Origin of the sequence: Sulfitobacter sp. HI0027 (assembly GCF_001634775.1) — a bacterium.
In the GTDB taxonomy this organism is placed as follows: Bacteria; Pseudomonadota; Alphaproteobacteria; order Rhodobacterales; family Rhodobacteraceae; genus Sulfitobacter.
In genome coordinates, this window is sequence record NZ_LWER01000186.1 from 17,377 (window position 1) to 38,366 (window position 20,990).

The following is a 20,990-nucleotide window of genomic DNA, read 5'->3' on the forward strand; positions in this document are numbered from 1 at the left end:
CCTACTCCGCAGGAAGTGCTGCGGGCGCTGTCGCCTTGCGACGGGGTGCCCCGACGCGCAACCGCCGGTCAGACAGCGAAAGACCCCCACCAAGCACAAGCATCGCCGATCCGATCCAGATAAAGTTGACCAGAGGTTCATACAGGATGCGCAGGGTCCAAGCCCCTTGCGTGCTCTCGTCCTCGGCGGCCGGATTTGCGATGGACGCATAGAGATCACCGGCCATTGTCGATCTGATGGCGCTCTCTGTGGTGGTGGTTTGCGCGACCGGATAGGTACGCCGCTCCGGGAAGAGATCGGTGACATAGTTCCCCTCCCGGGCCACACGAAGCGTGCCACGATCCGCGAAGTAATTTGGCCCACGCACACGTTCGGCCCCCTCAAAGGTGACATCGAACCCACCAATGCTGACCTCTGTACCGGGCCGGACAAAGATGATTTCCTCGGATTTCCAGACCGTCGAGCCGATAAATCCGAACATCGCCATCGCGAGCCCCGCATGAGCCAGTGTCATCCCATGAGAGGATCTGGGCAGGTTGCGTGCACGGCGCACCGATTCCGGGAACGGTGCCTCAAACAGCTTTATGCGCATCGCCCATTCCCGCAGGGTTGAGAAAAACAGCCAGAATGCAAGCATCAGCGACAGATACCCCAACACCGGACCGCCCTCGGCGAGATACCAGGTCACCAATGTCGCGAGCACGGCCAGAACGACCACGAAACGCAACCGCTGCAGAACGCCCGTCAGATCGGCACGTTTCCAGGACAGGTAAGGCCCCAGCCCCATCGCAAAGACGAGCGGCAGCATCACGGGAATAAAGGACGCATTGAAGAAGGGCGGCCCCACCGACAGTTTTTCACCGCCCGTCGCGGCTTCGTAGAAGAGCGGGTACAAGGTGCCGAACAGCACAATGCCGGTGGCCGTGGCCAGCAGCAGGTTGTTCACCAATAGCCCCGCTTCCCGGCTGATCGGCTTAAACAGGCCGCCGGGCTCCATTGTCGGCGCGCGCCAGGCAAACAGAGCAAGGGAACCGCCGATCGAAACGGCCAGCAATCCAAGGATATAAAGTCCCCTTTCCGGGTCGACCGCGAATGCATGCACAGAGGTCAGCAGGCCCGATCGGACAATGAACGTGCCCAAGAGCGATAGGGAAAAAGTCAGGATCGCCAGAAGGATTGTCCAGCTTTTGAACGCATCCCGTTTCTCCGTCACGATTGCGGAATGCAGCAGTGCCGTGCCCATCAGCCATGGCATGAAACTGACGTTCTCAACGGGATCCCAGAACCACCAGCCGCCCCAGCCAAGCTCATAATAGGCCCACCAGGATCCCAGCGCGATGCCTGCGGTCAGGCTCATCCAGGCAGCCAGCGTCCACGGACGTACCCACCGTGCCCAGGCCGCGTCCACCCGCCCTTCGATCAGGGCGGCAACCGCGAACGAAAAGACAATCGAGAACCCGACATACCCGAAGTAGAGAAGCGGCGGGTGCATGGCGAGACCGACATCCTGCAATAATGGGTTGAGGTCCTGACCGTCGTCTGCCGGAGGGAAAACGCGGTCGAAGGGATTGGACGTCAGCAGCATGAAAGTCAGGAAACCGACACTGATCCAGGCCTGCACCGACAGCGTTCTTGCCTTCAGCGACAGAGGAATGTTCGATCCGAAGAGGGCGACCGCCGCACCAAACACCGTCAGGATAAGGGTCCACAGCAACAGGGATCCTTCGTGACTGCCCCAGGTGCCTGCCACCTTGAACAGCATCGGTTTGAGTGAATTGGAATTCTCCACCACGTTCTTGACCGTGAAGTCGCTTGTGACGAAGGCTTGCATCAGCGCCAGAAACGCGATGCCGACAAAGAAAACCTGACCGAACGAGGACCATCTGGCAGACTGCATCCACAGGATGTTTCCGCGCCCCGCACCGAGGATGGGCAGCACACTTTGAACAAGCGCCATGGCCAAGGCCAGTGCCAGCGCGAAATGACCGATTTCAGGTGTCAAAGGATCATCAGCCTCTTCAATGAATTCACTGGATCGACGTCTGTCTAGCAAATCGTCCGGCGAACTGTGAGTGGTTGCTTTGTCACCGTTTGTAACAGGATGCTGTGACAAATGATTACAAAACGGCCCGCGCTTGGCCTTTAATCAAAGCGCTATAACGCCAATGTATCTAGGGTAAGTCTGAAAGGAATGAGAAATGAAAAACAAGAAATTATTGCGCTTGGCGTGGTGATCGCGGTTGGCATGGCGCAAACAGCATTTGCGGAATCCGACGGGGCTGCCGACAGCAAGCCTGACAGCGGGAATATGTCCGGCATGGCGATGGGCGATGGCGACAATCAGATGGGCATGATGGGCGGGGACATGATGCCGATGATGCGAAAAATGATGAAGATGCATGCCGCTATGATGGGTGGCCAGGGCAACATGATGGGAATGATGGATCGGGACATGATGTCGACAATGATGTCCGGTGGACAGCCTCATGAAATGGCCGCGCAGATGTCCGAAAAAATGCGGGAGTTCGATGCGAATTCCGATGGAGCGTTGACACTTGACGAGTTCGAAGCCTTGCATATGGACGCAATGCGCGCGCGCATGGTAGATCGCTTTCAGCATCTCGATGCGGACGGTAACGGCCAGATCTCTCAGGACGAGATGGAAGATGCCGGTACACGGATGAGCAAAATGAACGGTACTTCCACCGGAACGGACATGGAAGGTCATCATGACAGCGAATAAGGGTCAAGCCTGCGGCACTCAGCTTGATGGGGGCAAATTATGGCCTTCTTTCTGACGCGCCGCGGCGCAAGCCTTGCGATGTTGGCCAGTTCCGTTGCACCTTTCTCGGCTGTCGCCCAGACCGCCGAGGTCTGGTCGGCGGACATGGCAGCAGATGCGCTGCAACAGGACCTGATCCGGATGATCGACGTTCGGTCGCGACCGGAATGGACCGACACCGGCGTTGCCGACGGTACCTGGCCCATCAGCCTGCATGAGGACCGTTTCGCCGAGCGGCTTTTTGCCGCCCGGGAACGGGCCGAAGGGCGGCCTGTCGCGCTCATCTGTGCGACAGGCGGGCGGTCTGGCCGCGTCATGCGAAGTCTTCGGCAGGCTGGCTACAGCGGCTTTCTTGACGTATCCGAAGGTATGCTCGGTTCTGCCGCCGGACCGGGCTGGATCGCGGGCGGTTATCCGGTCGTCAGTGTCGATATGGCTCTGGCGGCGCTGCCAGAGGAATTGAGTTGAAGTGAAACTGTTGAACCGTCGAGAACTGTTGGGCCATGCCGCAGGCTTTGGGGCTGCATTTGCCCTGCCATCGGCTGCATTCGCGGCATCGGACAAGAGGCTCGCGTATCCTCCCCTTCTCGATGCGACGACATCCCGGCTTTTTCAGCTGGAAGCCCGCACGGGCGAGACCCGTTTTGACGACGGTGCCGCCAGCGAAACGTTCGGCTACAACCAGGGATACCTTGGCCCGACGATCCGGGTGCAGGCCGGGGTCGAGACACGGGCAGAGGTGCACAACACGCTTGGCGAGCCGATGTCGGCGCATTGGCACGGGTTGGTTGTTGCCGGTGAGTTCGATGGCGGACCACATCAGGCCATCGCACCGGGAGACACCTGGAAGCCGGTGCTGGACCTTGACCAGCCCCCGGCAACGGCCTGGTATCACAGCCACATTCACGGCGCGACGGCACGGCAGGTCATGCTGGGGCTGGCGGGTGTTCTGCAGGTGACGGATGACGCGGATGACGCCCGTGGATTGCCATCCGCCTACGGGGTCGATGATCTGACCCTTGTATTGCAGGACCGTCAGTTCAACTGGCGCGGACGCCTGAAATACGATCCCGGCATGCACCAGTCCATGAACGGGTTTCAGGGCGACACAATGGTTGTGAACGGTCAAATCGGCGCGTCGGCAGCGGTTCCGAAGGGGATCGTGCGGTGCCGTGTCGTCAACGGCTCGAATGCGCGGGTTTACCGCCTGTCCATGTCTGACAGCCGGTCGCTTCATCTCATCGCGACAGATGCCGGATTTCTGGATCGACCGATTGCGCTGAACCGCCTGACCCTTGCACCAGGAGAGCGCGCAGAAGTGCTTGTGGATTTCACAAGCGGGCGGGACAGTGTTTTGAAGTCCGACGATATCATTAATTCGGCCATGGGCGGAATGATGGGCGGCGGCGGTTCCGGCAGTCCATTCACCGTGCTGCCTTTCGCTGTCGACACAACCCTTCCGGTTCGCATCGACGCCCTGCCCGGCTCTCTGGACGGGCAGTTGCCTGATCTTGCGGTCAAGGACGCGCCAGTCCGACGTCTGTCACTGGATATGTCGATGGGCATGGGGATGATGTTCTCGCGGTCCGGTAACCGATTTTCGATCAACGGCGCGTCATACGATTCGGGAACGCTCAATTTTTCCACCAAACTCAACAGCATCGAGCGTTGGATTGTGCGTGGGGCCATGATGATGCACCCGTTCCATGTTCACGGCGTCCGGTTTCAGGTCCTGTCGGAAAACGGTACGGCACCGCGTGCAGAGAACAGGGGTTGGAAGGATACGGTACTGGTGGATGGTGAAGTGGAGCTTGCGATGAAATTCGAAAAACCTGCCTCAGCGGCTGCGCCCTACATGTATCACTGCCACATTCTGGAACACGAAGACGGCGGCATGATGGGGCAATTCAGTGTTGCTTAGCGCAGAAATCCCTTTACCCTCCGCTGACAGGAACCTTTAGGGGAATCCTATTCCTCGATAGAGGTTTGAGATGAAAACCGAATTGCACATCAAGCGGCTGACCCTCGCCGGCGGGCTGTTGATCGTCATCTCTGCGCCTATGCATTTCATCTTGCCCGAGCAAAGGCCAATTGTCTTCGCAGCTCTCTTTCTTTTGGTGCTCCATGCCGCTTAGCAAACCGCGCCTGCATCGGGTTGGGCTATGGTTGGTGGTTGCGCTTGGCGTACTTTTGATAGCCATATGGGCAATGGGATATGGCCCGGCGATAGCCCGCGAGACTATCGAGGTCTGGATAGAGCGGGCCGGCGCTTTGGGACCGTTGCTCATCATCGTGCTCATGATGGTTTCGATCGTGGCAAGCCCCATTCCAAGTGCACCGGTCGCACTGGTGGCAGGCGCGGCGTATGGTCATGTTGCCGGAGCTGTCTATGTCGCCATCGGGTCGGAACTGGGTGCACTCGTGGCATTCATCATCGCCCGCTATATCGGGCGCGACCACGTTGAGCGCTGGCTTGGGGATAAGGCCGGTTTCGGGTTATTGGGCTCTCAAAATCTGTTGATGTTGACGGTGTTCGCGTCTCGCCTCTTGCCCTTCATCTCGTTTGACGCAATGAGCTACGCTGCCGGTCTCAGCCGCCTGCGCCTTTGGCGGTTCCTGATCGCAACTCTGGCAGGCATTCTTCCAGCCAGTTTCCTGCTCGCGCATTTCGGAGCAGAGGCCATGTCGGGAGATTTCGGCACTGCTGAGTGGATCATCATCGGTCTTGGATTGATGACTGCCGCACCGTTGCTGGTCGCAGCGCTCTGGCGAACAAATCGGTCAACCAACGCTTCCTAAGTCTGAGTATGTCAGCAAAAATGAAAACCGTGATTGCCTACTTTACCATTGACCTTCCCCCACAGGAAGCTGCGACCGTGAATCGCTATGGATACACAAACACCACAACTCCGCCGGGATTTCCTGTACTACGCCACCGCCGGAACGGGCGCGGTTGCCGTAGGGGCTGCGGTCTGGCCATTGCTCAATCAGATGAACCCATCCGCCGATGTCCGCGCGCTGTCCCAGATCCGCGTCGATATCTCCGGTGTGGAACCCGGAACGCAATTGACTGTCAGTTTTCTCGGCAAGCCGGTGTTCATCCGGCACAGGACCGACGCGGAAATCGCGCAGGCCCGTTCGGAAGATGTGCTTTCCCTTCCTGATACCGTCGCCAGAAATCCCAACATATCCGGAGATGACCTGGCCACCGATGCAAACAGGGCAGTGGCGGGAAATGAGAATTTCTTGGTCATGATAGGCGTTTGCACGCATCTGGGATGTGTACCACTTGGTGACGGAGCCGGCGATTTTGGTGGTTGGTTCTGTCCCTGTCATGGCTCCCATTATGATACAGCAGGACGCATTCGAAAGGGTCCGGCACCGGAGAACCTGCATATTCCCACGATGTCCGTTTCGGAAGACATGATACTGACCCTGGGCTGACAGGAGCTTCGCGCATCGCGAAGGCCCATAAAATTCATACGCAGCGTTGTCGGAAGAGTCTTGACCCTCCAGTAACTGGAAGGGTTATGTGTTCAATTGTCTTGAAAACGGGGATTAGAAGATGGCCACGGACCAAGAACATCATCACGACATGACGCGCACCTCGACCGCATCAGACCCAGATACAGCGACCGACCCGGTGTGCGGCATGACCGTCGAGATAGACGAAGACACGCGCAGTGCCGAGTATGATGGAGAGGTCTTTCATTTCTGCTCGGAAAACTGCGAAACCAAGTTTGGCAAAGACCCATTTTACTATGCGTCGGGAAACGCCCAAAAGACACCAGCACATGGCGAGGCCGGTACGCAATGGACCTGCCCGATGCATCCGCAAATCCTGAAGGATGAGCCCGGGTCCTGTCCGATCTGCGGCATGGCGCTTGAACCGATGCTTCCATTGGACGAGCCGTCAGAAGAGTTGTCCGATTTCACAACACGCATGTGGATCAGCGCGGCAGCCGCCGTTCCGCTGGTTATCCTGACGATGGGTGAACTGGTCGGCCTACCTGTGCGGGAATGGATCGGACATCAGACGGCTGTCTACATCGAATTCGTCCTCGCAACCCCGATCATTCTCTGGGCGGCTCTTCCCTTCTTCAAAAGGGGGTGGGAATCGATCAGGAATATATCGCCGAACATGTGGACCCTGATCGCGCTTGGCGTCGGGGCTGCCTATATCTATTCGCTTGCCGCAACATTCCTGCCCGGCATTTTCCCCGAAGCGTATCGAAACGGCCAAAGCGTCGGGACATATTACGAAGCTGCGGTTGTGATCGTTGCGCTGATCTTTGTCGGTCAGGTGCTCGAGTTGCGCGCCCGCGAACGGACGGGTGATGCCATCCGTGCATTGCTCGATCTCGCACCAAAAACGGCGCGGCGGATCCTGCCGGACGGGACGGAATATGACGCACCTCTCGAACACATTGTTGAGGGTGACAGGTTGCGGGTACGCCCCGGCGACAGCATACCCGTCGATGCCGAGGTCCTCGAAGGGCATTCATCTATCGACGAAAGTATGATCACCGGAGAGCCGTTGCCGGTCGAGAAAACACAAGGCGACCGGGTCACAGGCGGCACGATCAACAAGAACGGCACATTGGCGATCCGGGCCACACAGGTCGGTGCGGACACGGTCCTGTCCCAGATCGTGGACATGGTGGCAGGTGCAAAGCGGTCGCGCGCGCCGATTCAGGGTCTGGCGGACCGGGTATCGTCCGTCTTTGTTCCGACGGTTGTCGTCATTGCGATCATATCCTTCGTTGTCTGGCTGTTCTTAGGGCCCGATCCCGCGCTCGCCTTCGCTGTTACTGCAGCCGTATCCGTTCTTATCATTGCTTGCCCCTGTGCCTTGGGCCTTGCGACGCCCATTTCGATCACAACGGCGGCGGGCCGCGGGGCACAGGCTGGCGTTCTGATCAAAGACGCCGAAGCACTGGAACGCATGGCGCGTGTCGATACCGTCATCGTTGACAAGACCGGAACACTCACCGAAGGGCGCCCCAAGCTGACAGACGTGGTGCCCACGGGGGACAAGGCTGAAAATGACCTGCTGACAATGGCTGCGGCCCTCGAACGGGGCTCCGAACATCCGCTGGCCGAAGCAATAGTCGAGGGTGCGCTGGCACGGGGGCTGACGCTTCCGAACGCAACGGAATTCGAAGCCGTGACTGGCAAGGGCGTGAAAGGCATGGTCGATGGCCAGGTCGTGGCACTTGGGAATCCCGCCATGATGGCAGAGATCAACGTTGACGCTTCGATTGCGGAATTTGCTGCGGACGACCTTCGTGAATCTGGAAAGACAGCAATGCTTGTGGCGATAGATGGCACTTTTGCCGGCATTGTCGCTGTTGCCGATCCCATCAAGGAGTCCACGGCAGACGCCATCGATGACCTTCATCGCCTCGGTCTCAGGGTCATAATGGCAACCGGTGACAATCAGAAAACCGCCGAAGCCGTCGCCGCAAAGCTGGGTATTGATGAAGTCCACGCAGGCGTCTTGCCCGAAGACAAGAAGGCATTGGTGGACTCCCTCAGACAAGAAGGGGCCCGGATCGCCATGGCAGGAGACGGCGTGAACGATGCCCCTGCCCTGGCGGCGGCTGATGTGGGCATTGCGATGGGCACCGGTGCCGACGTTGCCGTGGAAAGCGCAGGCATCACCCTTCTGGGTGGTGATCTTGTCGGCATCGTGCGTGCGCGCCGATTGGCAAAGGCAACGGTGCGAAACATCAAGCAGAACCTGTTTTTTGCCTTCGCCTACAATACCGCAGGTGTGCCCATCGCGGCTGGTATTCTCTACCCGTTTTTCGGCCTTCTTCTGTCGCCGATGATCGCCGCCGCCGCGATGAGCCTGTCTTCGGTCTCCGTCATTAGCAATGCACTGCGGCTGCGACGGGTACGGCTTTAGTCGCAAACTAAGGAGATAGATGATGGCAGGCGGACATCAGGGGCATATGCCGTCCGGCGGCAAGGGGCTGGCGATATCAGCCTAGTTGACCGGCATCTATTTTGTGATTGAACTGGCGATTGGCCTATGGACAGGGTCAATCGCGGTCATCTCCGACGCGTTCCATACCTTTTCGGCCGTGGGCGGTGTGCTGGTCGCCATTGTCGCGGCGCGTATGGCGTTGCGTCCGGCGGATGAAGAGCGGAGCTTTGGCTGGGCGCGCGCCGAAATCATCGTCGCCCTTGTGAATGGCGGCTTCTTGCTGGCCATGGCGGTTGTTGTCATCGCGATGGCTGCCATGCGCATGTCTGCGCCAATTGATCTTCCAACGGGTCCGATGCTGATTGCGGCTGCCGGGGGGCTCTTTACGGAGTTCATTTCGCTTGCGCTGATCTGGAAGCAAAGCAAGGAAGATCTGAACACGAAGGGAGCGTTCTGGCATATCATCCAGACCTTTGTTGGCAGTCTGTTGATCATCGTGACCGCCCTCGCAATCGAATTCACCGGGTTTCTGCTGATCGACCCGCTGCTTGGCATGGCGTTCGGGTTTGTCCTGCTATGGGCGAGCTGGGGATTGCTGAAAGAAGCGGCGCATCTTTTGATGGAAGGCACGCCTCCCGAAGTGAGTCTGCCTGAAATCAAACGTACCCTTGAAGAACTGCACGAGGTTTCCGATGTTCACCATATTCATGCCTGGGCGCTGACAAGTGGCAAGCATGTCTTCTCCGCGCATCTGCGTGTCACAGAGCAAGCAGATCAAGAAGAGGTCCTGCAAACCGCCTACGACATGCTGCGTAAGGACTTCGGGTTCTTTTTCGCAACCCTGCAGATCGAAACACGGTGCTTCGACGAAAGCGGCGCTGAGGCAATCGACCTTTCAGCGGCGAGCAGTAAGACAGGGCATAACGGCGATCTTTGAAAACAGGTCATCGTCGCGGGCAGCAATTCTCATTGTTATCGGGCAAGCGAAATACCCGCCAAGCTTTGCTACCGCACCTTTTGTTATCTCGAACCGGGCATGGTCCGGCTGATCCATTCAGGGGCGCAAATGATACGTTCCCCGGGTCGGATTTGCGATCCGGCCATCATTCACAAGCTTTCGCAAGGCCCGATAGGTGGCCTCGTGCGAAAGGTGCAGCGCGCTGGCAAAATCGACAACGGAGCTTTCAAGCAGGCCCGCCACCATACCGGCATAGACCCGTTCTTCTGCGCGGCGGATGCCTACGATCTCAAGCGCCTGACGTTGCGCTTGTATCTGCTGTGCCGCTTGCCGCGCATAGGCGCGTGCAAAATCCGGATCTGCAAAGGCAGACAAGACCGCCGCTTTGTCGATCTGTACAAACGCCCCAGCCTCCGCCACGACCGCATCGCAGTGGTATCTATCCGAAAACACCGATGCTTCGGCAAGGCTCATCCCGGGCTCGGCACGGTAGATGATAAATCGTTCGCCATCCGGGCCGACACGCTCAAGATGAACGCGCCCGCACTTAACAACATAAAGGCCGCAGGTCCGCGCGCCCTGACGAAAGACCGTATCCCCTGCGGCCCTCGTCAGCGGACGCAAGGCGGAGGGCGGTATGAGATTATAGGGTTCAGGCATCATATGATCCAAATCATCATTTCAGGGTCCGATCAGGTACTAGGCTGAATCCGAATACACTCAGGAAAGGCTGGTCCATGCGACTGATACCCGTTCTCTTCGCTGTCTTGCTTGCGACACCCGTTACGCCGCAACAAATGCATTCATCCATGGGTCACGCGTCCGACGCCCCAGGAAACCGGCCAGTCCGCCTTCGCCGCATTGGCCGAAATAGTTGTGCTGCTCCAGGCCGATCCCGAAACCGATTGGGGCGCCGTCAATATCGACAAACTGAGGGACCATCTGGTCGATATGGACCTTTTGACACGAAAGGCAGAGGTCACCCGCATTCTGCGGCCCGACGGGGCACGGTTCGAAGTGCGTGGCAGCCCGCGTGTCCTGTCGGCCATCAACACAATGGTTCCCGCCCATGCACCGTTCCTTGCCGGTGAAACAGGCTGGAGTGTTGCGTCAGAAGAAATGGAGGATGGTGTCGCACTGATCGTGGGTGGCGATGGTGAACAAATACAGGGCCTTGGTTTCTTTGGTCTGATGACAATCGGTGTACATCATCAAGAGCACCATCTGATGATTGCGAAAGGACGCAAGCCGCATCATTGAGCACGCGCCCAAGGCTCATATGCGGACCCAGGCCGCAATGGTCACTTCGCCAACACTACGCTCGGATATTCACAAAGAATCTGATGTCGACACCAGATCCGCAGAATTAACCGTCACACGCCTGCGGGACCATACGATCAGGGCCGCGCCAAGGATAATCATCGGCAACGACAGCAGTTGGCCCATTGTCAGCCCATAGCCCGCCCAATGAACCGCATGTCCAATCGGGTTGTCCTGCGTGACGAACTGCATATCAGGCTGCCGGAAGAACTCGACAAGGAACCTTGCGCTTCCGTATCCCGCCAGGAACAGGCCAGTAAGGCTTCCGGGAAAGCGCAGCCAACCGCGTTTCCAGGCCAGAAAGATCAGGACCGAGCCAAGCAGGATACCCTCCAGAAGAGCCTCATAAAGCTGGGACGGATGGCGGCCACACAGGCCCACGACGCCCGCACAGGACTGGGCCGCCTCGCCGGGGAATGCCACCGCCCAGGGCACATCGGTCGGACGGCCCCAAAGCTCGTTATTGGTGAAGTTGGCCAGCCGACCGAGGAAAAGACCCGGTGGTGTTGCAACAGCGAGCAGATCCGCCGTTGATAGAACGGGTGCGCCGTTGCGATAGCAAAAAAGCAAGGTGGCCACGACCACGCCGAAAAAGCCGCCATGAAATGACATACCACCCTGCCAGACCATGAAGATTTCGACGGGGTTCTGAAAATAGTACTGAGGTTGATAGAAAAGCACGAACCCCAGCCTGCCCCCCACGATCACGCCCAGAATGATCCATGTCAGCAGGTCTTCCAGTTGCTTGGGTTGCAGCGGCGGCGCCCCGGCCCCCCAGACTGACGAAGAGCGGACCAATGCGACACAGATGCGCCAGCCGATAAGGAGGCCAACAATATAGGCCAGCGCATACCAACGCAGGGCAAAGCGGAACGATCCGATATCAACGGCAAAAATCTCTGTTCCGATGTCAGGAAATTGGATAATCGAAGTCAGCATTCTTTGTTACCTTTGCCTGTTTCACACAAGGCCACATTTTGTTTCCCGCAACGGACGTTGGCGCGTTCAACCCTGTTGTCCCCAGCCCAAAGCGCTGTGGTGAATGTGCCATCCTTGCGTGCGGGAGTCGGTTCCGTTGAACCAGAGATGACGCACATCGGCACCCGCGTCCATGTGTTCAGGCGCTTGTATCCCATGAGTTTTGTACTTGTTTGTAACGGTTGGAAGCTCCGCCGCCTACTGGATCCGTCCGTCGCGGGAAATCAGCCGATCAAGGTCGCGCTCCATGATCTGAATTCGCTCCCGCGTCCTGCAACGACCATTGCGCAACCACATCTATGATCACGGATATGTTCATTGAAGTTGCGCGCGCCCGGCACAATTCAACGGATCATGACGGCACATAATGGTGATAACCGGGATCAAAGCAGGACCAGCGGCATCGCAAAAGGAGTTCAGATGTTTATACGGTCCCTCGCAGCGACACTTTTCATCGCTTTTGTTGCATTAGCTGCAAACGCCCCGCCCCTCTATGCGCAAGGAAAGACAATTCCATTCGATGGAAGCTGGAAAGAACAGGGCCTCTTGCGGCTCTTTTCGAACGAGTACGGCCTGCAAGGTCGGCGGCTGGACGTGATTTCCGATGGCACGGTTTCGGTTCTCTGGCGTCCGGTCAGCGCAGCCCTTGGCACCGCAAAGGCAGCAATGTGGGAATGGTCCGTCACGCAGGGTGTTAAGGGAACCGACCTCACACGGCGCGGCGGCGATGATCGCAATCTTGCTTTGTACTTCATATTCGTCGATCCGCAGACCGCAAGCACGCTTGGCCGAACAACGGCGCGCAAATTGCTGCGTGATCCCAATACGCGGGCGCTGGTTTATGTCTGGGGTGGCAATCATGCGAAAGGCGCATTGCTGAACAGCCCCTACTCGACGGGTCTCAAATCGAAAATTCTGCAAACGGCGCAAACCGGCAACTTCACCGAGAATGTGAACCTGGATCGCGATTTCGTGCGTGCGTTCGGGGACATGCCAAAGGTTCTGGTCGGTCTTGCGGTGACAGCCGACAGCGATGATACCGACGGAAAGATCCTTGCGGCCATTCAGGACCTGCAGATACGTTAGGTGCTCTCCGGTATTCCGCCAAACCTGGGCGCCGATCTGCAATGTATCAATATATCTCGCCGGGACGCCCTTCCGCAACGGTGGGGGATGTGGGTTGCAGGCCCCAGAAACGGAATACACGGAAACCCATGCTTAAGCGTCTTCAGATGATGGTTGCGCTTGGCGCAGCCACGCTCCCCCTGCCCCTGAGTGCGGCTTCGGTGCCTGTCACCCTGACGCCCGGCCTTCACCCGGATCGGGTCGCGGGACATTGCAATGCTTGGATTCAATGGCACCTGTCCCGGCCCCGAAATCAGACAGCGCCAGAACGATATTCTGCGGGCGCGGGTGGAAAACGGGCTGGAGGACGGGACCCTCGTACACTGGCATGGCATTCGGTTGCCCAACGCGATGGACGGCGTAAACGTGCTGACACAGGATGTCATCATCCCGAATGAGGGTTACGAGTACCGGTTTCCGGTTTCCGGTTCCCGATGCCGGAACCTACTGGTATCACTCCCACTACCTTTCCTACGAACAGGTCGCCCGCGGACTGTTCGGCCCCTGATCGTCGAAGAACCTGCCCCGCCAGACGTGGATCAGGACATCACGGCCATCCTCTTCGACATTCGGCTTGATGACACCGGCCAGTTCGACATGGAATTCGACCGCGCTGATTTCATAACAGCAGGTAGGCTGGGGGACTTGATGACCACCTTCCTGTCGTCTGAGCAGGCGCGGCTGGGGGATCACATCCGGTTGCGTCTGATCAATCCGACACCGGATCGCATTTTCGAGATACGTATCGACGGGCTGACGGGCTTTTGTGTGGCCTATGACGGGATGCCGCTGCCCGAGCTGGTTTCGCTGGGCAATCTAAAACTCGCACCGGCGCAGCGCATCGACATCATCGCAGATGTGACGGGTGATGTGATCCTAAGAGAAACCGTGCCTTCGGGTGGCGAGGAACTGGGGGGCATTATGTTGAACGGTCAGCGACAAATCCGGTCTGCGCCGATAGCTCCCCTCCCCGCGAACCTCGTGCCCGCGCCCGGAGAGATCACGCAAACGGCAGATCTCTTCATGCAAGGCGGTGCCGGGGACGGCGCGCACGGCGGGTTCGGGGGCTGGGCCTTCAACGACGTGAGCGGTCTGCCGAACAAACCGCTGATTTCGGCAAGACGTGATGAAGCAGTGCAGGTGCGGATGGTGAACGACACTGCTTTTCCGCACGGTATCCACCTGCATGGCCACCATTTCTGGGAAACCGATCAGAATGGTGCGCGAACCCACCTTCGCGACACGACCCTCGTAGCGCCGGGCGAGACGATGACGATTGTGTGCGTACTCGACAATCCCGGCGCGTGGATGCTGCACTGCCATATGCTGAGCCATCAGGCTGATGGCATGGCGACCTGGATGCAAGTCAGCTGAGGTCGGAGCGGTGGTTGCGCCAACCGTTGACGCGAAGCTGTGCCACAACGGGATATCGCTCTTAACAACAAGCACAGGCCCGTCATACAAAAGTTTACATGGCACTCGCCAAAATTTGCCTATGCTCAGGTTGTGAATGACGCTGGTCTGATAATCGGAAAGGTGCGCAATGCCATCAAAAATCCATTCTGGCGTGATTGTGGCCCATCTGTTCATGGGCATGACGGCGGGCATGGTCCTTGCCGAGCCATTGGAGTTCGCCGACCTAGACCCACCGGTCGGGAACAATGCGCAGGAACCCACCCTGTTCGCACTGCAGGATGATCGGGTCCTGCTGGGTTGGACCGAACCACACCCTGCCGGGTTTGCGGTAAAATTGTCGGTCCTTGAAGACGCAGAATGGAGCGCGGCCCGCACTGTTACCGTGTCCGACGAACTCTTCGTGAACTGGGCCGATTTTCCGTCCGTTGTTGCGCTTGATGACGGTACCTTTGCGGCTCACTGGCTGTGGGAAAATTCCAAAAACGACTATGCCTATGACGTCAAGATCTCTCTTTCGCCGGATGAGGGCCTGACATGGAGCGCACCGATAACGCCACATGATGATCGGTCGGTTAGCCAACACGGTTTTGTCACGCTCCAGCCGCTCGAAGACGGTTCCTTGATGTCTGTCTGGCTTGACGGACGCGCATATGACAAGCCGCTTTTCACCAGCGCAGCCAGCAACTACCCGGATGCAATGCAGTTGCGCGCAACCCGGATCACGCCCGAAGGTACGCGAACCGATGATGTTCTTGTCGATGCGCAGACCTGTTCATGCTGCCAGACGTCCGCCGCATCGCTGGACGATGGCACCGTCCTTGTCGCATACCGCGACAGAACAGATGCGGAAATCAGGGATATATCTGTCGTAAGACACCAAGGCGGCATGTGGTCAGAACCAACAAACGTCCACAATGACGGCTGGGAAATCTCCGGCTGCCCGGTCAATGGCCCCGCCATCGCGACCGCCGGTCAAACAGCCGCCGTGGCCTGGTTCACGGCTGCAAATGACAAGCCGGAAGTCAAGGTTGCGTTCTCTTCCGATGGTGGCAGAAATTTTGGCGATCCGGCGAAAGTCAGCCTCGGGATTCCCGCCGGTCGGGTCGATATTCTCATGCTGGACCCTCAGACTGCGTTCGTGACGTGGGTCGAATGGGCAAATGAGAGCGAGGTGATCCTTGCTTGCCAGATCACAACCGGTCAGCAGTGTAAGGACCTGCAACTGATTGCGCGAAACAACGGCGCAGGTTCGGTCAACTTCCCGCGCACGGCGCGAACGAATGAAGGGGTTTACCTGTCGTGGACACAGCCCAGCAACTCGGATGATCCGGAACCGAGTTCGACTATACGCACGGTTTTCGCTTCCTATTGAAGGTTTCCGGACGAAAGCTGATGGTTCTTTCGCTTGGCTCACATCAGGAGTGGGTCCAACGATCACCGTCAACAAGAATTGCATTTCCTGCAATAGAGCTACCGGCAAATGACGGTGATTTCTCATCCATAGTGACTGGTCTCTGGCCCGGAAATTGTAGCGTGCCACGCTTTTTCATGATCCCGGTCCCGAGCATATGACCCACCAGCGCTACCCAGGCAATGCCGGTGAAATTCAGAAAGAAGGGAAGATCTGCGACAGAAGTAGTGCCCCCGATGGCCAACACCCACAGGCCGAACCCATAAATCGCCGAGGGCAAAAACCAGTTCGTCTGCCCCGCGATACGGTGCCAAATTGGTCTAAAGACGAACAACCAACCGACGGGATAGCCAATCAGGCCAACAAGATAAAAATGTACGAAATATCCTGCGAAATCACCGTTCGGCAGACCAAGGCTGCCGAGTAAGCTCCTCGCTAGCCCGTGCGGTGACAACCGCGAAAAGCCCAAGCCCGGGCTGATGATCTGACCCAACAGATCGAACGCGACGGTCGCAAAGAAACCTGCGACGAACATTAACCCTAAAGTTCGGGCGTTGAATGCGGGTAGTGAACCTGTTGTGCGAGAATCAGTATCAACTGTATTCATGGCGATTCTTTCTTTGTATTGCGGGCGATCAAATAGACAGGGCTAATGTAATGACCAATTGTTGACCCAGCGACGTTCTCGGCAACTCCCGATCACTTTCCATCTTGATGAGATCGGTCTGTTTATGAACCCCGCCACAATAACCAACCTAATGACAGAACGTGGGATGTGCACTGCTGGCTCTAATATGTGATTATCCGTTACCGCCGTCAGCCTCCATGCCGAGAGAATGCTGACCGCCACAAGCACTTTGTGGCTTTGTACGCGCTGGTTCACAATGAGCGCTGCTTATGAGTCGGTGTCGCCGGAATTTCTCGTCTTTTCACCCCGCGCAGCAGCTGAGTTTGGCTACATCCTTGTCGAAGGTTTGTGCGGCGAGTTTCAGCCCTTCGACCGTGGTCAAATAAGGAAAGATCGTCTCTCCGAGCGCCCGTGCGGTCATGCCGAATATCAGCGCCATTGCCAGTGTCTGAATCGTGTCCGACCCCTCCGGTGCTGCGATCTGACCGCCCAGCAGGCGGTCGGTCTTCGCGTCGGCCACCAGCTTAATCACGCCGCGGGTATCGCGTGCAGCGACGGCGCGGGGCACGTTGTCGAGCGTGATCACACTGGTTTTGACCTTGTGCCCCGCCGCCTTGGCCTCAACCTCCGAAAGGCCGACGCCGGCCACTTGCGGGTCGGTAAACACGACCCACGGCATCGCCGCGTTGTCATAGCGCATCTGCTCCAATCCAAGGGCATTGTTGATCGCCACCTTGGCACCATAGGCCGCCATGTAGACGAACTGGTCACGGTCAGTGACATCGCCCGCGGCCCAGACGCCGGCACGCGTGGTCGCCATGTCCTGACCGACCTTGATAGAGCCGCGTGCGTCGGTCTCGATGCCAAGCTCTTCCAATCCAAGGTTCTCGGAATTGGCGATCCGGCCGGTGGTCACAACCAGCCGTTCGGCGGTCAGATCCTCGGTCTTGCCACCCCGTTCGACAATCAGATTGACGCCGCCCGCAGCTTTCGCGACCGAGACGTAAGCAAGACCGGTCTCGACCGCGATGTCTTCGGCCTTCAGCGCTTGCGTCAGCGCCTGGGCCACCTCCGGTTCGGCGCCCGGCAGGAGGCGCGAGCGGGTCACTAGCGTGACCTTCACCCCCAGCCTTGAAGCCATTTGCGCCAGCTCGCAGCCGATATAGCCGCCGCCCAGCACCAAGATGCTTTCGGGCCGGTCAGGCAAAGTCAATAGATCGGTGGAATCGAGGGGCTCCACTGTGTCGATCCCCTCGATCGCTGGCAGGTGGGGGCGCGAGCCGGTGGCGATCAGGACGCGCGGGGCGGATATCACCCGTCCTCCAACAGCGACGCCACCCTCGACCAATCGCGCCGGGCCATCCTCGATATAGGTAACGCTTTTATAGGCGGGCAGCAGGTCTATATATTTCTTGTGCCGCATCTCCTCGACCAGATCGGTGGTGCCTTGCACTACGGCACCCCAATCCACCGCATGATCACAGGGCTCGACGCCCGGGAACCGGGCGGCCGACGCGCCGCCATGCACCGCCTCTGCGGCGCGGATCATCGCCTTGGACGGCACGCAGCCGACATTCACACAGGTGCCGCCGGTGGTGCCGTGCCCGATAAGCGCCACGCGCTTTCCGGCATCGGCTGCCGTGATCGAGGCAGAAAACCCGGCCGAGCCGGCACCAACGACAATGAGATCGTAGTTGTCATCGCGGGTTTCACTGGCAGTGCAGCAATCGTCTTTCGTTACAGTTTGGTCCATTGGTTCTTCCTTAGCTTGCGATCGGTATCGCGACACGGCCCCGATCAATAATTTTGAATCACACCATCGAACCGATGTCGGAGGCATAGCTCGGATAGGCGAAAATCATGGCCTTGATCTGGTTGGCGGTCTGCCCGGCACCCATGGCCATGGCGAAAAGATTGATCTGCTCCTCGGAGCCCGGCCCGATCAGATGCGCGCCGAGGATCTGTCCGCTGCCCTCTTCGACAAGAACCTTGAATCCGGTATGTTTCGCGCCGACGCGCAGCGACGAATACCAGTCCCCTGTCTTTTCGAAATGGGTGTCGAACTTCAGCCCCTGTTCCCTGGCCACCGCTTCCGACAAGCCCACGGTGGCCACCATCGGGAGGGTGAAGACTACCGACGGGATCGGCGGATAATCCACGGTACGCTCGTCTTCTCCAGCCAGCAGGTTCTTGCCTGCCACACGCCCTTCGAAGGCGGACACCGGGGTCAGCTTGGGCCCACTGGCAGCGCAGTCGCCCGCGGCGAAGATCGCCGGATTGGTGGTGCGCATCGCGTCGCTCACCTTGATGCCACGGCGTGAGTATTCGACGCCGGCGGCCTCAAGGTTAAGGCGATCGATATTGGGCACCCGGCCCGTGCCATGCACCACCAGATCGCAAGTGATCGTTTCGGTGCCGTCGGGAGTTTCCACCGTGACGGTGAATTCGTCGCCCTGCTTTTCGATCTTCGCCACCTTCGCCTTGGTGCGGAGATCGACGCCGAGCTCTTCGGTTGCCTCAACCAGCATTGCGACCAAGTCGGGATCGAAAGGACCCAAGGGGCGGTCCATCATCTCCAGCACTGTCACTTCGCGCGCGCCCGCCCGCTTGACAATATGGGCGAATTCCATGGCGATGAAGCCGCCGCCGACAAAGGCGATGCGGTTCGGTCGCTCAGGCAGTTCCAGGAATTCGGTGCTGGTGGTCAGATGCTCTTCGCCCGGGATGTTCAGCGTCATCGGCCGCGCGCCGGTGGCGATATGAAAATGCTTCGCGGTCAGGGTCTCGCCGTTCAACTCGATCGTATTGGGGCCGGTGAACCGTGCCAGCCCATGCAAGACGTCGATCCCCGCTTTTTCCAACCCGGCTTCGATGCGCGGTGGCATAGCTTCGGTGAAGCTGCGCTTGAAGGCGATCATGTCGGGCCAGTTGACCGAAGGTTGCGCCTCCAGCCCCTTGCCTTCCATGTTTTCGGCCCATTCGACACCCTCGGTGACCGCGACCAGCATTTTCTTGGGGTCGCAGCCGCGCAGGGCGCAGGTGCCGCCATGGGGTTCGCTGTCGATGCTGGCGACGCTCCAGCCTGCATCCGCGGCCATCCGGGCGACGCCATTTCCAGCGGTGCCGCCGCCGATCACGATGAGGTCATAGGTCTTGGTCATACCTGTTCCTTTCCTTGTGCCAGTTTCTCTTGATCCGGCTCACTGCTGAACTGCCTGATTTTCTGAGCCAGAGCGCATATCCCGCCACCGCCAAAGCGGCGGCAACCGAGATCCGCAGAGCAAAGCGGAACTCCAGCCAGAACAGCAGAGCCGAAAGAACAACCGCCAAGCCGATGAGAAGGGCTTTCGGACTGTGCCCTGGTCTGCCGGCTTGCTGCCACAGGGCATATGCAACCGCACTCAGCGAGGCGAAGAGCATCGGGAAAAGCGCGTAGTCGAGCCAACCAACAACGGCAGAAAGTCCGACCCCGGCGACGATCAGCACCAGGAACGGCGTGAAGCAACAGATCGCCGCAAATACGCTGCCGATGAGGCCGCGCCGCAAAAGGGTCGTGGGTTCATTGTTATTGTTCATGTCTGTCATGCTGTCTCCAGCTCCGAGTGCGGGTCGGTGAATGCGATCAGAAATCGCCGGACTCGACGATGTCCGCCGAATAGCCGGTGGCGCGGATTGCTTCGACGATCATGTCCTGATCGGCGGCCTCGTCATCAAAGGCGACGATGTAGGTGCCGGTGCCGAATTCCTCTCCTTCCATGAAGTCGATGATCTCGACCGAGGGAACGCCCCGCATGGCCGCCGCCACCGTGTAGGAGCAGGTCGGGCATGTCAGTTCGCCTACCCCGATATTGATGCGCTGTTCGGCGGCGCTGGCGGGGGAAGCTGCGAGAGTGCCAACGACCGCAAGGGCAAGATGGAGTGACTTCATGGGTTCGGCCTTTCAGTAGGACAGAAGGTATGGGGTGAGATAGGGAAAGATCATCGCGACGGTGACGATGGCGGTGGCAATCCAAAGAATGGATCGCATGAGTTTCCGGTTCATGGGGCGCGCGCAGGTGCCATCCGCGCAGGCCTCAGTCGGGATCGGACGGTAGGCCTTGTAGAATCCATAGCCGATGCAGGCGGCACTCAGCGCGAAGGTGATCCATTTGTACTGGTAGAGAACGCCCAGCTGCGCAATGAAAACGCCGGTAACGCCGAAGCTGACCAGCACCAGCGGCAGGATGCAGCATGAGGTCATCGCCAGCGCGCCAAGCGCGCCGAGCCAGGTTGTCGTCCATGCCTTTTTGTCGGCAGCCCCTGTTTCGTCCATTGCCGTCTGCCGGTCGGCGGATGTGGTTTCAGTCATGGTTCGAATCATCCTTGCCTCAGTGATGATCTCAATCTAGGGTCTGTAGCAGGTACAGGCTCAAGAGGGTCAAACGTGAAAAATCGTCACAG

The 20,990-nt window shown here is 58.5% G+C and carries 21 protein-coding genes; 12 read left to right on the forward strand and 9 right to left on the reverse strand.

Annotated elements, in window-relative coordinates:
* Position 1: 1 nt before the first annotated feature.
* Entirely contained in the window at positions 2-2,002 is a 2,001-nt protein-coding gene (locus A3722_RS12080) for a heme lyase CcmF/NrfE family subunit (protein WP_067627153.1), read from the reverse strand.
* Positions 2,003-2,191: 189 nt separating this feature from the next.
* On the opposite strand from A3722_RS12080, the gene A3722_RS12085 reads away from it, so the two are divergent.
* The 8 genes from A3722_RS12085 to A3722_RS12115 all read left to right on the forward strand — a co-directional run bounded on the left by A3722_RS12085 (position 2,192) and on the right by A3722_RS12115 (position 9,651).
* Positions 2,192-2,743, forward strand: a complete 552-nt coding sequence (locus tag A3722_RS12085; RefSeq protein ID WP_067627155.1) for a calcium-binding protein — start codon at positions 2,192-2,194, stop codon at positions 2,741-2,743.
* 39 nt (positions 2,744-2,782) lie between these two features.
* Entirely contained in the window at positions 2,783-3,250 is a 468-nt protein-coding gene (locus A3722_RS12090) for a rhodanese-like domain-containing protein (RefSeq protein ID WP_043847215.1), read from the forward strand.
* A gap of 1 nt (position 3,251) precedes the next feature.
* Positions 3,252-4,703, forward strand: a complete 1,452-nt coding sequence (locus tag A3722_RS12095; RefSeq protein ID WP_043847217.1) for a multicopper oxidase family protein — start codon at positions 3,252-3,254, stop codon at positions 4,701-4,703.
* Between the two features lie 70 nt (positions 4,704-4,773).
* Positions 4,774-4,917 (forward strand): hypothetical protein, encoded by a 144-nt coding sequence (locus A3722_RS24305; protein ID WP_009824469.1) that lies wholly within the window; start codon positions 4,774-4,776, stop codon positions 4,915-4,917.
* Positions 4,907-5,581 (forward strand): TVP38/TMEM64 family protein, encoded by a 675-nt coding sequence (locus tag A3722_RS12100; protein ID WP_043847219.1) that lies wholly within the window; start codon positions 4,907-4,909, stop codon positions 5,579-5,581. Before A3722_RS24305 ends, A3722_RS12100 begins: the two co-directional genes overlap by 11 nt.
* A gap of 87 nt (positions 5,582-5,668) precedes the next feature.
* Complete coding sequence (petA, locus tag A3722_RS12105) at positions 5,669-6,226, forward strand: ubiquinol-cytochrome c reductase iron-sulfur subunit (RefSeq protein ID WP_009824465.1); 558 nt, start codon at positions 5,669-5,671, stop codon at positions 6,224-6,226.
* Positions 6,227-6,347: 121 nt separating this feature from the next.
* A complete protein-coding gene (locus A3722_RS12110) occupies positions 6,348-8,693 on the forward strand; it encodes a heavy metal translocating P-type ATPase (RefSeq protein ID WP_067627157.1) in 2,346 nt (781 codons plus the stop codon).
* A gap of 85 nt (positions 8,694-8,778) precedes the next feature.
* Positions 8,779-9,651: a cation diffusion facilitator family transporter gene (locus A3722_RS12115; protein WP_231886349.1), complete on the forward strand. Its 873-nt coding sequence runs from the start codon at positions 8,779-8,781 to the stop codon at positions 9,649-9,651.
* Between the two features lie 117 nt (positions 9,652-9,768).
* On the opposite strand, the gene A3722_RS12120 is transcribed toward A3722_RS12115, so the two are convergent.
* Positions 9,769-10,332 (reverse strand): Crp/Fnr family transcriptional regulator, encoded by a 564-nt coding sequence (locus A3722_RS12120; RefSeq protein WP_227512966.1) that lies wholly within the window; start codon positions 10,330-10,332, stop codon positions 9,769-9,771.
* A 216-nt stretch (positions 10,333-10,548) separates the two neighbouring features.
* On the opposite strand from A3722_RS12120, the gene A3722_RS12125 reads away from it, so the two are divergent.
* Complete coding sequence (locus A3722_RS12125) at positions 10,549-10,932, forward strand: hypothetical protein (RefSeq protein WP_009824461.1); 384 nt, start codon at positions 10,549-10,551, stop codon at positions 10,930-10,932.
* Positions 10,933-11,001: 69 nt separating this feature from the next.
* Here A3722_RS12125 and lgt read toward each other — a convergent pair whose 3' ends face one another.
* Positions 11,002-11,931, reverse strand: a complete 930-nt coding sequence (lgt, locus tag A3722_RS12130; protein WP_050672452.1) for a prolipoprotein diacylglyceryl transferase — start codon at positions 11,929-11,931, stop codon at positions 11,002-11,004.
* Between the two features lie 357 nt (positions 11,932-12,288).
* On the opposite strand from lgt, the gene A3722_RS12135 reads away from it, so the two are divergent.
* The 3 genes from A3722_RS12135 to A3722_RS12145 all read left to right on the forward strand — a co-directional run bounded on the left by A3722_RS12135 (position 12,289) and on the right by A3722_RS12145 (position 15,883).
* The gene (locus A3722_RS12135; protein WP_231886351.1) at positions 12,289-13,056 is read left to right on the forward strand and encodes a DUF3047 domain-containing protein; all 768 of its coding nucleotides are present in this window, start codon (positions 12,289-12,291) and stop codon (positions 13,054-13,056) included.
* 255 nt (positions 13,057-13,311) lie between these two features.
* Positions 13,312-14,469 carry a multicopper oxidase family protein gene (locus A3722_RS25305; protein ID WP_348393938.1) on the forward strand — a complete coding sequence of 386 codons (1,158 nt, stop codon included), beginning with the start codon at positions 13,312-13,314 and terminating at the stop codon, positions 14,467-14,469.
* Between the two features lie 169 nt (positions 14,470-14,638).
* Positions 14,639-15,883: a sialidase family protein gene (locus tag A3722_RS12145; protein WP_050672453.1), complete on the forward strand. Its 1,245-nt coding sequence runs from the start codon at positions 14,639-14,641 to the stop codon at positions 15,881-15,883.
* Positions 15,884-15,926: 43 nt separating this feature from the next.
* Here A3722_RS12145 and A3722_RS12150 read toward each other — a convergent pair whose 3' ends face one another.
* From A3722_RS12150 to A3722_RS12175, 6 genes are all read right to left on the reverse strand, one after another.
* Complete coding sequence (locus tag A3722_RS12150; protein WP_227512168.1) at positions 15,927-16,529, reverse strand: hypothetical protein; 603 nt, start codon at positions 16,527-16,529, stop codon at positions 15,927-15,929.
* A gap of 322 nt (positions 16,530-16,851) precedes the next feature.
* Complete coding sequence (gene merA, locus A3722_RS12155; RefSeq protein WP_050672454.1) at positions 16,852-18,303, reverse strand: mercury(II) reductase; 1,452 nt, start codon at positions 18,301-18,303, stop codon at positions 16,852-16,854.
* 58 nt (positions 18,304-18,361) lie between these two features.
* On the reverse strand, positions 18,362-19,711 hold the full coding sequence (locus tag A3722_RS12160) for a dihydrolipoyl dehydrogenase family protein (RefSeq protein ID WP_050672455.1): 1,350 nt from the start codon (positions 19,709-19,711) through the stop codon (positions 18,362-18,364).
* On the reverse strand, positions 19,695-20,135 hold the full coding sequence (merF, locus tag A3722_RS12165) for a mercury resistance system transport protein MerF (RefSeq protein WP_081285561.1): 441 nt from the start codon (positions 20,133-20,135) through the stop codon (positions 19,695-19,697). Before merF ends, A3722_RS12160 begins: the two co-directional genes overlap by 17 nt.
* A 37-nt stretch (positions 20,136-20,172) precedes the next feature.
* Entirely contained in the window at positions 20,173-20,478 is a 306-nt protein-coding gene (locus A3722_RS12170) for a heavy-metal-associated domain-containing protein (protein ID WP_048535538.1), read from the reverse strand.
* Between the two features lie 12 nt (positions 20,479-20,490).
* The gene (locus tag A3722_RS12175) at positions 20,491-20,898 is read right to left on the reverse strand and encodes a mercuric transporter MerT family protein (RefSeq protein WP_009824452.1); all 408 of its coding nucleotides are present in this window, start codon (positions 20,896-20,898) and stop codon (positions 20,491-20,493) included.
* Positions 20,899-20,990 lie beyond the last annotated feature (92 nt).

What these genes read in the sequence shown, in the direction of transcription:
- A3722_RS12120 (WP_227512966.1), bottom strand. Translation starts at nt 10,332, where the DNA reads ATGCCTGAACCCTATAATCTCATACCGCCCTCCGCCTTGCGTCCGCTG.
- merA (WP_050672454.1), bottom strand. Translation starts at nt 18,303, where the DNA reads ATGGACCAAACTGTAACGAAAGACGATTGCTGCACTGCCAGTGAAACC.
- A3722_RS12090 (WP_043847215.1), top strand. Translation starts at nt 2,783, where the DNA reads ATGGCCTTCTTTCTGACGCGCCGCGGCGCAAGCCTTGCGATGTTGGCC.
- A3722_RS12100 (WP_043847219.1), top strand. Translation starts at nt 4,907, where the DNA reads ATGCCGCTTAGCAAACCGCGCCTGCATCGGGTTGGGCTATGGTTGGTG.
- A3722_RS12160 (WP_050672455.1), bottom strand. Translation starts at nt 19,711, where the DNA reads ATGACCAAGACCTATGACCTCATCGTGATCGGCGGCGGCACCGCTGGA.
- lgt (WP_050672452.1), bottom strand. Translation starts at nt 11,931, where the DNA reads ATGCTGACTTCGATTATCCAATTTCCTGACATCGGAACAGAGATTTTT.
- A3722_RS24305 (WP_009824469.1), top strand. Translation starts at nt 4,774, where the DNA reads ATGAAAACCGAATTGCACATCAAGCGGCTGACCCTCGCCGGCGGGCTG.
- A3722_RS12110 (WP_067627157.1), top strand. Translation starts at nt 6,348, where the DNA reads ATGGCCACGGACCAAGAACATCATCACGACATGACGCGCACCTCGACC.
- A3722_RS12175 (WP_009824452.1), bottom strand. Translation starts at nt 20,898, where the DNA reads ATGACTGAAACCACATCCGCCGACCGGCAGACGGCAATGGACGAAACA.
- merF (WP_081285561.1), bottom strand. Translation starts at nt 20,135, where the DNA reads ATGACAGACATGAACAATAACAATGAACCCACGACCCTTTTGCGGCGC.
- A3722_RS12085 (WP_067627155.1), top strand. Translation starts at nt 2,192, where the DNA reads ATGAGAAATGAAAAACAAGAAATTATTGCGCTTGGCGTGGTGATCGCG.
- A3722_RS12170 (WP_048535538.1), bottom strand. Translation starts at nt 20,478, where the DNA reads ATGAAGTCACTCCATCTTGCCCTTGCGGTCGTTGGCACTCTCGCAGCT.
- petA (WP_009824465.1), top strand. Translation starts at nt 5,669, where the DNA reads ATGGATACACAAACACCACAACTCCGCCGGGATTTCCTGTACTACGCC.
- A3722_RS12145 (WP_050672453.1), top strand. Translation starts at nt 14,639, where the DNA reads ATGCCATCAAAAATCCATTCTGGCGTGATTGTGGCCCATCTGTTCATG.
- A3722_RS12150 (WP_227512168.1), bottom strand. Translation starts at nt 16,529, where the DNA reads ATGAATACAGTTGATACTGATTCTCGCACAACAGGTTCACTACCCGCA.
- A3722_RS25305 (WP_348393938.1), top strand. Translation starts at nt 13,312, where the DNA reads ATGCTTGGATTCAATGGCACCTGTCCCGGCCCCGAAATCAGACAGCGC.